Genomic DNA, 13,382 nt, shown 5'->3' on the forward strand with positions numbered 1-13,382 from the left:
CTTATTAGAAGTTTGCACATCTATACTCCAAAAACAGTCCGACAACCAACTCGTGACACACGCCTCATCTCAAGGCGAACCTTTCGCCTTGGCTCCTACGATAAAAACAAGTTTCGGAGACCAGCATGAACGCATCGCTTACGCCCAACGAAACCACGGTCCAGAAGGTCAAGCTGCTGATCAATGGCGAATGGGTCGAGTCGCAGACCACCGAGTGGCACGACATCGTCAACCCGGCGACCCAGCAAGTGCTGGCCAAAGTGCCGTTTGCCACTGCCGCAGAAGTGGATGCCGCCGTCAGCGCCGCCCAGCGCGCTTTCCAGACCTGGAAACTGACCCCGATCGGCGCGCGCATGCGCATCATGCTCAAGCTGCAAGCGCTGATCCGCGAGCACTCCAAACGCATCGCTGTAGTGTTGAGCGCCGAGCAAGGCAAAACCATTGCCGACGCCGAGGGCGATATTTTCCGTGGCCTGGAAGTGGTCGAGCACGCGTGCTCCATCGGCAGTCTGCAAATGGGTGAATTCGCCGAGAACGTCGCCGGCGGCGTTGATACTTACACCCTGCGCCAGCCGATCGGCGTGTGCGCCGGCATCACACCGTTTAACTTCCCGGCGATGATTCCGCTGTGGATGTTCCCGATGGCCATCGCCTGCGGCAACACCTTCGTCTTGAAGCCTTCGGAACAGGATCCGCTGTCGACCATGTTGCTGGTCGAACTGGCGATCGAGGCCGGCGTTCCGGCCGGTGTGTTGAACGTGGTTCATGGCGGTAAAGACGTGGTCGATGGTCTGTGCACGCACAAAGACATCAAAGCCGTGTCCTTCGTCGGTTCGACCGCCGTTGGCACCCACGTTTACGACCTGGCCGGCAAGCACGGCAAACGCGTGCAATCGATGATGGGCGCGAAGAACCATGCCGTGGTGCTCGCTGATGCCAACCGCGAACAAGCGCTGAATGCCTTGGTCGGCGCCGGTTTCGGTGCCGCTGGGCAACGTTGCATGGCCACCTCGGTGGTGGTGCTGGTCGGCGCGGCGAAGCAATGGCTGCCGGATCTGAAAGCGCTGGCGCAGAAGCTCACCGTCAACGCCGGCAGCGAGCCGGGCACTGATGTCGGTCCGGTGATCTCGAAGAAAGCCAAGGCGCGAATTCTCGATCTGATCGAAAGCGGCATCAAGGAAGGCGCCAAGCTGGAACTGGACGGTCGCGACATCAAGGTGCCGGGCTACGAGCAAGGCAACTTTGTCGGCCCGACCCTGTTCTCGGGCGTGACCACCGACATGCAGATCTACACCCAGGAAATCTTCGGCCCGGTGCTGGTGGTGCTGGAAGTCGACACCCTTGATCAGGCGATTGCGCTGGTCAACGCCAACCCGTTCGGCAACGGCACCGGCCTGTTCACCCAAAGCGGCGCGGCGGCGCGTAAATTCCAGACCGAAATCGACGTCGGTCAGGTCGGCATCAACATCCCGATTCCAGTGCCGGTGCCGTTCTTCAGCTTCACCGGTTCGCGCGGTTCGAAACTCGGCGACCTCGGCCCGTACGGCAAACAAGTGGTGCAGTTCTACACGCAGACCAAAACGGTCACGGCGCGCTGGTTCGATGACGACAGCGTCAACGACGGCGTGAACACCACCATCAACCTGCGCTGAGGAATCGACCATGAAAATCGCATTTATCGGTCTGGGCAACATGGGCGCGCCGATGGCGCGCAACCTGATCAAGGCTGGCCACTCGCTGAATCTGGTCGACCTGAACAAAACCGTGCTGGCGGAACTGGAACAACTCGGCGGCACTATTCGCGCTTCGGCGCGTGAGGCGGCCGAGGATGCTGAGCTGGTGATCACCATGCTGCCGGCCGCCGTGCATGTGCGCAGCGTCTGGCTCGGTGAGGACGGTGTGCTCGCCGGCATCGGCAAAGGTGTGCCGGCAGTGGATTGCAGCACTATCGATCCACAGACTGCCCGTGACGTAGCGGCCGCTGCGGCAAAACAGGGTGTGGCCATGGCCGATGCGCCAGTGTCCGGTGGCACCGGCGGTGCCACCGCCGGGACGTTGACCTTCATGGTCGGCGCCACATCTGAACTGTTCGCAACCCTGCAACCGGTGCTGGCGCAGATGGGCCGCAACATCGTGCATTGCGGTGAAGTCGGCACCGGGCAGATCGCCAAGATCTGCAACAACCTGCTGCTGGCGATCTCGATGGTCGGTGTCAGTGAGTCGATGGCGCTGGGTGATGCACTGGGGATCGACACCTCGGTACTGGCCGGGATCATCAACAGTTCGACCGGACGTTGCTGGAGTTCGGAGATGTACAACCCGTGGCCGGGAATTGTCGAAACCGCGCCGGCTTCGCGTGGTTATACCGGTGGGTTTGGTGCAGAACTGATGCTCAAGGATCTGGGCCTGGCGACGGAAGCGGCGCGTCAGGCGCACCAACCGGTGGTTCTCGGCGCGGTGGCGCAGCAGTTGTATCAGGCGATGAGTCAGCGTGGGGATGGCGGGAAAGATTTCTCGGCGATCATCAACAGCTATCGCAAGCCTGCAATAGAAGGGCAGCGCTGAACAAACTGTGGGAGTTAGCCCCCACAGGGGACTTGTGTGTATCAGATATTGTTTGCCGGGAAATCACGTTGGGTGATCTCCCGGCTTTTTTGCATCAGGCAAACACGAAATATTTACGCACGGTCTCGACCACTTCCCACGTGCCTTTCATGCCCGGCTCAACTACGAAAATATCACCGGCGCGCAAATGAATCGGCGCCATGCCGTCCGGGGTGATCACGCAGTAGCCTTCCTGGAAATGGCAGTATTCCCACTTCACGTATTCAACGCGCCACTTGCCCGGCGTGCAGATCCACGTGCCCATGATTTTGCTGCCGTCTTCGCTGGTGTAGGCGTTGAGGTTGACGGTGTGCGGGTCGCCTTCGAGTTTTTCCCATTTGCAGGCATCGAGTACCGGCAGCGGGTGGGTGTCGCGTAGAACGGTGATAGGGGCGGTCATGTGTCGGCTCCAGACAAGGCGATCAAACGGAAGCTGCACCCTATAGCGCCGTGCCGTGGCCCAGATGTCTGTGCTCGACATGCAGATATCCATAAACGCTGCCAGCGGTTTACGGATGGAGGCCTGAACCTTCCAGCAAAATCAATTAACGGCAGTACTGATCTACAACAAAGGTTATGAAGTTATAACTATTTTACTTGTCTGGTTTTTGCTTTTAGTACGTCTGTTCCGTTGCGTGCTTAGTTGCTTTCGATAGTCAGCCTGACTGATAGCGCGGGCGCCCCACCATACCCCGTCTTTGTTAAGTAAATAAGTCGTTCACCGCACCAAGGAGGTGCGGTGTCAGTGGGGTTTTGCAGACTTTTTTCGAGTTGTAAAAAAACCTTGAATAGTTCGTTGACTCTCCCCTTAAGGGCAGAGTTTAGATTCCCGCCGCGTGAGAAGTTGCTGTGGGAAAAGTTACTTTTCATAAGTCGAATTCATGAAGTAGTCACGACATATAGGGAGATAGAAATGAACAATCCATTGGACTTGGAACATGTCGTTGCCAGCACTCGCGAAATCCTCGCACAGCTGTTGGTGATGGATGCGAATGACATCGAAGAAAACAGCAGCATCGTCGAAGACCTCGGTGCCGACTCGCTGGACATCGTCGACCTGAGCTTCCAGCTGGGCCGCCAATATGGCTGCACACTGCCGAAAACCAGCGTGCTCGACCATGCGGTGGCGGTTTGCGGTGATGCCAGCGAGTTTCTCGTCAACGGCCGCATTACCGAAAGCGGCAAGCACTTGCTTGAGCAAAGCCTTAGTGCCTACACCCCGGATCAACTGAAGGCCGGCATGCAACCGGCTCAGGTGTTCGCCGCGACCACCGTGCGCAACTGGGCCAACCAGTGCCGCAATCTCTTCAACTACCTGCCGGCGACCTGCCCGGATTGCAACGCTCACCAAGCGGTTCTGAACGAGCGCCAACAAGTGGTCTGCGGCGCGTGCAGTGCGCGTCTGGTGCCGGCGGATGGCGATGAAGTGTCGCGTCAATTGGTTGAGCAGTTTGTTACCACTCACGCCAAAGAAGCGGTGTAGGAGTTCTCATGCGGGCACGAGAAGTCTATGTGAGCGGGTTCGGTCTGGTGGCGCCCATGGCGCTGGACGCTGCCACGTTGTTCGAGCGGATTTGCCGGAAGCAATCCTGTGTCCGCGAACATCCCCGGTTCAAGGCGCTGGGATTCAGCAACAGCGCTGCCGGGTTTATTGATGACGCGCAGTGGCAGCAGATCGGGGCCGGTTTCGGCGGCAACGCGGCGCTGCACCCGCGACAAAGTGTGCTGGCCGAGTTCGTCGCCCGGCAGGCGCTGGAACATGCCGGCCTGACACCGGCAGATTTTGCCCACAGTCGCAGCGGTCTGTTTCTGGGGGCGAACAAATATTGTGCCGACAGCCACGATCTGCAGCGAGTCAGCCGTTGCATGAATGAGGCGGGGCGCGTCGACCTCGACCGTCTGTTGGATCATCCGCCATCGCCCGCCGCGATCTTCAATCGACGTGTCGATCAACAGACACAACACCTGGCCGATCGGCTCGGCATCCGCGATCACATCTCGACCCATTCCGATGCCTGTGCCGCTGGCACCATGGCCATCGGCAGTGCTTACCGGGCCATCGAGCGCGGTGAGATCGATCTGGCCATTTGTGGTGCCGTCGAGTTGATGGCCAACGAATTGCCCTACTACATGTTCAACAGTCTCGGCGCGCTCTGTCAGGCCGACTTGCCAGCGAGCGAACAAAGCCGCCCGTTCATGCCTGACCGCAGTGGTTTTGTCCTCAGCGAGGGTTCGGCGATGGTCGTTCTCGAATCCGCTGAACACGCCCAACGACGCAAGGCTGCGCCACTGGGCCGGGTGCTCGGTTACGCGAATGTCTGCGAGGCGCAGAAAATGACCTCCAGCAGCCGCGATGGCAGCAAATACGAGGAATGCATGGAAGCTGCAATCGAAGACGCCGGGCTGCTGCGCAGTGCCGTGCAACACGTCAACACCCACGGCACCTCCACCCAGGCCAATGACAGTTGTGAAGCGCTGGCCTTGCAGCGGTTGTTTGGCGGCTGCCAGGACTTCATGACCTTCACCGCCAACAAGTCCGCCATCGGTCATTCGCTGGCCGGCAGTGGCGCGATCGAAGCGGTGCTGTCGCTGATGAGTCTGCGTGACGGTGTGCTGTTACCGACCTTGAATTACGACCCTGAGCGTGCCGAATACCCATCGCTGAAGTTTTTGAGCGAGCCGCTTCGCCAGTCGATCAATGTGGTGATGTCCAACTCGTTCGGTTTCGGCGGTATCAACAGTTCGCTGGTTCTGGGAAGGGCATGACATGAACAGAGCCATCTATCTGCACACCGCTGCTGTCCTGAATGCAGCTGGCAGCGAATGTGCCGACTTGCTCGGCACACCACGCTCAGCACAACCACTGGCCTTTGACGCGCGACGTCTGGCTTTTGCATTGCCGACGCCGCGTCTGGCGAGCGATTTGTTCGATCGCAAGATCCAGCGCAGCGTCGAGCCGCAAGGCTTGCGTTTATTGCATTGCGCAGCACGGCTGGCACCGTCGCTGGCGGCGCTGCAAGTGCCCGCCTCGCGTGTTGCCCTGACCGCGGCCATTCCCGAAGTCGACGCACCAAGCCCTTGTTGGGACGCGGTGCAGGCGATCATCGAACAGCCACACAAACAACTCGGCCAATTGTTGGCCAACACTCCGCCCTTGCATGCGCTGACCCTGCTCAACAGCAGCGTGATGGCGTATGTGGCCGAAGCGCTCGATTGCCACGGGCCGATGGGAGGCTTCTGTTCCCAGGACAACGCCGGGCTGGATGCGCTGATCGAAGCCTGCCAGCAGATTGGCGAGCAGCATGCCGACGCCGCGCTGGTGGTCAGCAGCAGTCCGAACCTGACACCGGCCCTGTACCTGCGCGAGCCCGACCAGGCAAACGAGGCGGTTTTTGGTGAGGGCGCCGCCGCGCTGTTGCTGGCGTCAACACCACCAGCGGATAGGGCCCATGTCGTACGCGTAGCCGGGTTCGCTCGGGGCTACAGCGCGGATCCGCAACGCTCTTCAGCCGTTGGCCAGCGCGTGATCGACCAAGCCTTGAGTCTGGAGAAACTGCGCGTGGGCGACGTTGAACAGGTCGTCGGCAATTGCGCTGACGAGCAGTTGATGAAGTTGCTCGAAGCCTTCCCGCGCGAGATTCGCAGCACCCGCAACATGACCGGTGAACTGGGCGCCAGCGGCTTGCTGACAGAGGTCGCGCTGACCTTGCACCTCAGTCGTGAGACAACGGCGACGCCAGGCTACACGCTGCTTGTCAGCCACACTCGCGCCGGTCACTGGGGCGCGTTGCTGTTGAGCAGTGAAACCATGGAGAAGCACGCATGAGTGCGACACGGATTGTGATCACCGGCATGGGCGCCGTCACCGGTTTCGGTTTCGAATGGCAGACCCTCTGGGAAAAAATGCTCGGCGCCGAACATTGCGTGCGGCCATGGCAGCCGGACGACCTGCAAGAGGCCTCGTTTGCGGTGCGTTATGCAGCGCCTGTCGACATGAGCCTGTTGCCGGAAAAACTGCACAACCACACGGCGTGGACGATGCCACTGGAAAAACGCAGCCGCTTTGGCTGGGTGGCCGCTACGCAAGCGGTCAACGACAGCGGCCTGCAACCGGAGCAATTGCGCGGCGCCGCGGTCCTGTGTGCCTCGGGCGCGCCACAGCACATGCTCGCCGACATGCTGCTGACCGCCGCCCCCGATGGCGCGGCCCCTGGCTGGCAGCACCTGATGCCGCGTGCCGGGCAAGTGAATGCCGACGGTTCGCTGCGTCAAAGCAACGACCGTCTGGCGCGCGTAATCGCCGACGATCTCGGCTGCGAAGGCCCCGTGATCAACATCAGCAGTGCCTGTGCTGGCGCCTCGCAAGCGATCGGTAATGCCTTTCAGATGATTCGTCGCGGCGAAGTCAGCGTAGCGCTGGCCGGCGGTGCCGACTCGGTGCTCAATCTCGACACCATGGCCGCGCTGTACTTGCTCGGCGCCGCGTCGGGCGAACAACGCTGGGGCGCCGACCTGTGTCGGCCGTTCGATCGTGACCGCAGTGGGCTGATCGCCGGCGAGGGCGGCGGTTTTGTTGTCCTCGAAAGCCTGGAACACGCCTTGGCCCGGGGCGCGACACCCTATGCCGAAGTGCTCGGTTTCGGCAGCAGCCTGGACGCTTACAAAGTCACTGCACCGCAACCCGAAGGACGTGGCGCGGCACTGGCGATGCAAGCTGCGCTCGACGACGCCGGGCTACGCCCGCAGCAGATCGATCTGATCAACGCCCACGGCACCTCGACGCCGCTCAACGACGTTGCCGAAACCCTCGCGATCAAAAGTGTGTTCGCCGAACACAAGCACTATCAAGCCTTGGCTGTCAGCGCCAACAAATCACAGTTCGGTCACCTGATCGCAGCGGCCGGCGCACCCGAATGCATCGTCACCGCATTGGCCTGCCTGAACGATCTGGTCACGCCCACGGTGAACCTGCACGACGCCGACGAACAGTGCGATCTGGATTACTGCGCCGGTCAGGCCGTCAGTCGTCGCGTGGATTACGCACTGAGCAATTCCTTCGGTTTTGGCGGCCTCAACACCTCGCTGGCCCTTGGCAAATATCGGGAGCACGGACAATGAGCAATGCCTCTGCACGTATCGCCATCACCGGCAGCGGCTGTGTGTTGCCCACAGGCTGGGGAGTTGAGGGTTTCTGGTCGGCGGCCCGCGAGGGTCGCAGCGCGATCTCGCCCCTGAACTCGTCACTGTTCCACAGCGAGCGCGTCACCGCGTTCGGGCACATCGCTGATCGAGACCATCAACGTAGCCGTCAGGATGTCGCGCAAAACCTCCAGCGTTACTGCCCGCCGGCAGTGATCTGGGGCGTCAGTGCCGTGCGCCAGGCGTTGGCCGAGGCCGGGCTTGAACCGGGCCGCGACAACGTGCGTTTTGGTCTCTATTGCTGCCAGGGCGGTTACACCCATCCCTCGCTCGCTTCTTACGGTGAACTGCTGCACGAGTGTCAGACCGAGGCCGGTGCCGACATGCAGCGTCTGGCCAAACGCGTGTTGCAGGAGCGCGCGCTCGATCCGTTTCTGGTCCTCAAAAGCCTCAGCAACGGTTTGCTCGGGGTGGTCAGTCTGGCGTTGAAACTGGAGTGCGAAAGCAACGCTTACATGCAAGGTGTGGCCGGCAATCTCGCGGCGCTACGCGAGGCCTGCGCCGCGCTGCAAAGCGGTCGAGTGGATGCGGCGATTGTGGTCGGCGCCGGCAGTGAACTTGATCCACTGGCGCTGGCTGCACTGGCCGAGGCTGGCGTAATCAGCACCGACGCTTCGCAAAGCCTGCGCGCCTTCGATCGCCACGGCAGTGGTGGTATTGCCGGCGAAGGCGCGGCGGCGTTGGTACTGCGCCGCGCCGATGATCTGCCGGCAGGCCCGCAAACCTGCCTGACGGCGCTCTTCGCCCATCCTCGTCTGGACTCGCTGAACCTGCCCGACAAACAGGTGGATCTGCTGATCAGCAGCGCCACTGGCGATGCGCACAAGGATGCCGATCTTGCCCGCACGCTGGCGCGAACCGGCGCCGCGCACATCACCAGCAGCACGCCGCTGACCGGCATGCTCAGCGGTGCGCCGAGCCTGGTGGATCTGATCCTCGCGCGGCAGGCGTTGCAGGCGCAAAGCATCCCGCCGGTCAGTGGCCTGGAGCAACCGCTGGATGCGCACCTGCCGTTTGTGCTCGGCGGGCCGCGCGATGCCGTGCTGCACGATTGCCTGGTCATCAACCGCGACGACAACGGCTTCAGTGCCGGTTACCAACTCGAATTTCACGCGGCCGACTGACCGTCCGCCCGCAACAGCTGATTTTTTACTCAAGGGATAGAACTGTCATGGATTACCGCGATTACGTACGGCCGAAATTCGTTGAATTGATGCAGGCCCTGGGCCTGGAGTGCCAGTTCCACAGAGCGCTGGGCAGTAAATTGTTTTACCGCGACCGGCAGGGCGAAGAGGTGACGGTTACTGACTTCCTCGGCGGCTACGGCGCCGCGCTGTATGGCCACAACGATCCGCAATTTGTCGATCAACTCGTCGACCTGTTGCGCGCCGATGTGCCGTTCAATGCGCAGATGTCGGTGCGCGGTGCGGCCGGTCAGTTGGGGCGTGAACTCAGTGAAGCGTTCAACCGTGAACTGAACAACACCGAGCGCTACATTTCGACCTTCTCCAACAGTGGCGCCGAGTCGGTGGAAATCGCCGTCAAGCACGCCGAATACCGTCGTCAGAAAAACCTGCAGAAGCAATTCGACGAGCGCGATTTCACCCTCGCCAATCTGGTTGCCAGCGACAAGGCCTACGTCGAACTGGACATCGACGATATCGATTTGCCCGCCGGTCTGCTGCCGCAGAATCTGTCCTGCGTCACCGTGCGCCAAGTGGCCGAGGCGGTGCGTCAGCACAACCTGGAGCAGTTGCATGTCGAGCCGGTCTTTCTCGCTGTACGCGGCAGCTTCCACGGCAAACTGGTGAACACCGTTCAACTGACGTACGGCAAGCAGTACCGCAAACCGTTCGCCCGTTTCGGCCTTAACGTCGAGTTCATCGACCCGCAGCAGCCACAGCAATTGCAGGACCTGCCGGCCCGTCACGTGCGTCACTGGCTGAGCCTGGAATGGAGCGGCGAAACCCTGCAGGTACGCCGCGAAGCATTCAGCGCGATCACGGCGGTATTGCTGGAGCCGATTCAGGGCGAGGGCGGCATCAACGAGTTCGCCAATGAGTTTTATCTGGGCCTGCGGCGTCTGTGCAACGAGCAGCAATGCCCGCTGATCATCGATGAAGTGCAATCCGGTTTCGGCCGCACCGGCACTTTGCTCGGCGCCAGCCATTTCAACTTGCAGGGCGATTACTACTGCCTGTCGAAAGCGCTGGGCGGAGGCCTGATGAAAATTGCTGCGACGGTGATCCGCGCCAGCCACTACGAAAACGACTTCAGCTACATCCACAGTTCGACCTTTGCCGAAGATGACGCGTCCTGCCATATCGCCCTGTCAGCCCTGCGGCGTCTGTTCGAGAACGACAGCGCGATGCTCAAGGACGTGAACAAGAAGGGCGAGTACCTCAAGTCGTCGCTGCTGGAACTCAAAGCGGCCTACCCGGACGTCATCGCCGACGTGCGCGGTCGCGGCTTGCTGCTGGGCTTCGAATTGCACGACCTGACCGGCACCAGCTCACTGGTTCAGGCATCGGCGCAGTACAACGATGCGCTGGGCTACATCATTGCCGGCTACCTGCTGCAATTCGAATCGCTGCGCGTGGCGCCGTCGGGCAGCAACGCCAATGTGATTCGTCTGGAACCGCCGGTGTGCATCACCTTCGAAGAAATCGATGGCTTGATCGGCTCCCTGCAGAAAGTCTGCGACATGCTGCGCCGCCGCGATGCTTTCCCGCTGGCGGCCGGTGTGTGCGCCGACAGCATCGCGCAAGTGCCGGCCCGCGAGGTCAGCTTCAAGGAGGATGAAAACCTCCCAAAGTCTGATGAGAACGTGCGCGTGGTGGCGCGCGTGGCGTTCATCAACCATTTGATTGATTCGGACATGCTCAGTGACGTCGATCCGTCACTGTCGACCCTGAGCCCTGAACAGAAACGCGAGTTCATCAAACGCATGGCCCCCGAGCGTCGTGCCGCGCCGATCGGCCCGGTGCAGATCCGCTCGAAACTCGGCACCGCCGTGGAGTTCACTCTGTACCCGCTGTGCATGGATTCCGACGCCATGGCGGCGTACATCGCCAGCGGTGATTTGCAAACCATCCGCGAAGAAGTCGGCAATCGCATCAAGGATGCCCGCGCCGATGGCTACACCGTTGCCGGTCTGGGCATGTACACCTCGATCGTCACCAACAACTGCCAAGCGCTGCAGATCCCCGACATGGCGCTGACTTCCGGCAACGCCCTGACCATCGGCATGGGTCTGGAAGCCATCGAGCAAGGCTGCAAACAGCAAGGCCTTGAGCTGGGTGAGCAGACCGCTGCAGTGGTCGGTGCGGCCGGCAACATTGCCTCGACCTACGCCTCGCTGCTGTCGACCAGCGTCGAGCACCTGATCCTCATCGGCAGCGGCCGCGACGGTTCCCTGCGTCGTCTGGAAAAAACCGCGCAACTGATTTACGCCGAAGCCGCCCGCGCGATTCTCAAGGGCGTCGCCGAGCACGACCGTCTCGCCCGTCGCTTGCAGCAAATCGACGGCATCGATGCGCTGTTGCAGGCCCATGGCAGCAGTGCCGATCTAGGCCTGCGAGTGGCGAAACTGGTCGAGGAACGCTTGGGCGCGAATGCCTTCATCACCGTCAGCAACGATCTAGATGTGCTGAAACAGGCACGCATCGTGCTCTGCGCGGCGAACGCACCGCAGCCGTTTCTAGGGGCCGAACACTTCGCCGAAAACAGCGTGATCTGCGACATCGCCGTTCCGCTGAACGTTGACCAGAACCTCGCCAGTCAGCGCTCTGACGTGCTCTACATGCACGGCGGCATCGTGCAGACACCGCTGGGCGATGGTTTGGTGAAAAACGTTCGGGCCTATCTCAAGCAAGGTCAGTTGTACGCGTGCATGGCCGAGTCGGTGCTGATGGGCCTGTCCGGGATGAAACAGCACTACTCCTACGGCGACATCAGCCGTGAGCAGGTTCAGCAGATTCGTGCGCTGGCGGCGACTCACGGTTTCACCCTCGCGCAGTTCAAAACCGACAACTCGCTCTAAGGAACGGTCATGCCGAATAAAGTAGCAGTGGTGACCGGTGGCAGTCGTGGCATCGGTCGGGCGATTGTCCAGGCCCTGGCCGGGGCCGGTTATCAGATCGCGTTCAGTTACGTGCGCGATGAAGTCGCGGCGATGGCCTTGCGCGATGAGGTCCAGGCCTCGGGGATCGATTGCCTGGCGTTGCAGTGCGATGTCAGCAACGGCGACAGCATCAAAGCGTTTTTCGAGCGGATCGATCAGCATTTCCAGCGTATCGATCTGTTGGTCAATAACGCCGGTATCACTCGCGACGGTCTGCTGGCGACGATGTCGGCGCGTGATCTGATCGACGTGATCCAGACCAACCTGATCGGCACGATGCTGTGCTGTCAGCAGGTGGTGCCGGGCATGTTGCGCCAGCGCAGTGGTTGCATCGTCAACATCAGTTCGGTGGCGGCGCAGAAGCCCGGTAAAGGGCAGAGCAACTATGCCGCCGCCAAGGGTGGGGTCGAATCGTTGACCCGTGCCCTGGCGGTGGAACTGGCACCACGCAACATTCGCGTCAACGCGGTAGCGCCGGGCATCGTCAAGACCGAGATGAGTACGGCGCTGATCGGCAGTCAGGAGGAAGAAATCCAGTCGCGTCTGCTGATCAAACGCTACGCGGAACCTGAAGAAATTGCCGAAGCGGTGCTGTACCTCGCCGATCGCGGTTTGTACCTGACCGGGGAGGTCCTGTCGGTTAACGGCGGGTTGAAGATGCCATGAGCCGGACCATTCTGATCACCGGTGCGGCCAAAGGCATCGGCCGCGCGGTTGCCGAGAACTTTGCCGCCGACGCCGACAATCGCCTGATCCTGCTGGATCTCGATCTGGCCGAACTGCAGCGCTGGGTCGATGAGCAACAGGAGCAGATCAAGGCGCGAGTCGAAACCCACGCGGCGAACATTGCCGACCTGCCGGCCATGGAGGCGTTGTTCAAGACCCTCGGCTCGCAAGTCGAGTACGTCGACGTGCTGGTCAACAGTGCCGGCATCTGCAACGAGAACGAGCCGGAGGATCTGCACAACTGGCACAAGGTGATTTCGGTCAACCTCAACGGCACGTTCTACGTGACTTCGCTGTGTCTGGCGCTGATGCCCGACCGTGGGCGGATCATCAACATGTCGTCGATCCTCGGCCGTGCCGGCAAGGTGCGCAACACCGCGTACTGCGCCTCCAAACACGGCATCGTCGGCATGACCAAGGCGCTGGCGCTGGATCTCGCTTCGCGGCAGATCACCGTTAACGCGATTCTGCCGGCGTGGATCGATACGCCAATGTTGCAGGGTGAACTGGCGACGCAAGCGGCGATTGCCGGGTTGACCCAGGAACAGATCGTGCGCAACGCGAAGAAGAAACTGCCGATGCGCCGTTTCATTCAGAGCGAAGAAGTCGCGGCGATGGTGCGCTACCTGGCCAGCCCCGAGGCTGGCGGGGTGACCGCCCAGAGTCTGGTGATCGATGGCGGTGTCGGGTTGGGAATGTAGCGATGCCTCGATTTCACAACAGTCACATT

At 61.1% G+C, this 13,382-nt stretch carries 11 protein-coding genes; 10 read left to right on the forward strand and 1 reads right to left on the reverse strand.

Annotated features, from left to right (window positions below):
• The first annotated feature begins 125 nt into the window (after positions 1 to 125).
• Both L8H52_RS00040 and mmsB read left to right on the forward strand, forming a co-directional pair.
• Positions 126 to 1,652: a CoA-acylating methylmalonate-semialdehyde dehydrogenase gene (locus tag L8H52_RS00040; RefSeq protein ID WP_095114177.1), complete on the forward strand. Its 1,527-nt coding sequence runs from the start codon at positions 126 to 128 to the stop codon at positions 1,650 to 1,652.
• Positions 1,653 to 1,662: 10 nt separating this feature from the next.
• A complete protein-coding gene (gene mmsB, locus L8H52_RS00045; protein ID WP_242205498.1) occupies positions 1,663 to 2,565 on the forward strand; it encodes a 3-hydroxyisobutyrate dehydrogenase in 903 nt (300 codons plus the stop codon).
• A 94-nt stretch (positions 2,566 to 2,659) separates the two neighbouring features.
• On the opposite strand, the gene L8H52_RS00050 is transcribed toward mmsB, so the two are convergent.
• Positions 2,660 to 3,004, reverse strand: coding sequence for a cupin domain-containing protein (locus tag L8H52_RS00050; RefSeq protein ID WP_122607511.1), 345 nt, complete (start codon positions 3,002 to 3,004; stop codon positions 2,660 to 2,662).
• A 513-nt stretch (positions 3,005 to 3,517) separates the two neighbouring features.
• On the opposite strand from L8H52_RS00050, the gene L8H52_RS00055 reads away from it, so the two are divergent.
• From L8H52_RS00055 to L8H52_RS00090, 8 genes are read left to right on the forward strand one after another with little or no spacing between them, the layout of a single operon-like run.
• Positions 3,518 to 4,087: an acyl carrier protein gene (locus L8H52_RS00055; protein ID WP_242205496.1), complete on the forward strand. Its 570-nt coding sequence runs from the start codon at positions 3,518 to 3,520 to the stop codon at positions 4,085 to 4,087.
• Positions 4,088 to 4,095: 8 nt separating this feature from the next.
• Positions 4,096 to 5,370 (forward strand): beta-ketoacyl-[acyl-carrier-protein] synthase family protein, encoded by a 1,275-nt coding sequence (locus L8H52_RS00060; RefSeq protein WP_242205494.1) that lies wholly within the window; start codon positions 4,096 to 4,098, stop codon positions 5,368 to 5,370.
• A 1-nt stretch (position 5,371) separates the two neighbouring features.
• A complete protein-coding gene (locus L8H52_RS00065; protein WP_242205492.1) occupies positions 5,372 to 6,430 on the forward strand; it encodes a beta-ketoacyl synthase in 1,059 nt (352 codons plus the stop codon).
• Positions 6,427 to 7,722 (forward strand): beta-ketoacyl-[acyl-carrier-protein] synthase family protein, encoded by a 1,296-nt coding sequence (locus tag L8H52_RS00070; protein WP_242205490.1) that lies wholly within the window; start codon positions 6,427 to 6,429, stop codon positions 7,720 to 7,722. Before L8H52_RS00065 ends, L8H52_RS00070 begins: the two co-directional genes overlap by 4 nt.
• Positions 7,719 to 8,927, forward strand: a complete 1,209-nt coding sequence (locus tag L8H52_RS00075; protein ID WP_242205488.1) for a beta-ketoacyl synthase N-terminal-like domain-containing protein — start codon at positions 7,719 to 7,721, stop codon at positions 8,925 to 8,927. Before L8H52_RS00070 ends, L8H52_RS00075 begins: the two co-directional genes overlap by 4 nt.
• 47 nt (positions 8,928 to 8,974) lie before the next feature.
• Positions 8,975 to 11,845 carry an aminotransferase class III-fold pyridoxal phosphate-dependent enzyme gene (locus L8H52_RS00080; protein WP_242205486.1) on the forward strand — a complete coding sequence of 957 codons (2,871 nt, stop codon included), beginning with the start codon at positions 8,975 to 8,977 and terminating at the stop codon, positions 11,843 to 11,845.
• 9 nt (positions 11,846 to 11,854) lie between these two features.
• The gene (locus L8H52_RS00085) at positions 11,855 to 12,592 is read left to right on the forward strand and encodes a 3-oxoacyl-ACP reductase family protein (RefSeq protein ID WP_242205485.1); all 738 of its coding nucleotides are present in this window, start codon (positions 11,855 to 11,857) and stop codon (positions 12,590 to 12,592) included.
• Positions 12,589 to 13,353 carry an SDR family NAD(P)-dependent oxidoreductase gene (locus tag L8H52_RS00090; RefSeq protein ID WP_242205482.1) on the forward strand — a complete coding sequence of 255 codons (765 nt, stop codon included), beginning with the start codon at positions 12,589 to 12,591 and terminating at the stop codon, positions 13,351 to 13,353. The genes L8H52_RS00085 and L8H52_RS00090 overlap by 4 nt, the downstream gene beginning before the upstream one ends.
• Positions 13,354 to 13,382: the final 29 nt, after the last annotated feature.

Source organism: Pseudomonas sp. CROZ-RG-20F-R04-15, from assembly GCF_022662375.1.
Classification (GTDB): Bacteria; Pseudomonadota; Gammaproteobacteria; order Pseudomonadales; family Pseudomonadaceae; genus Aquipseudomonas.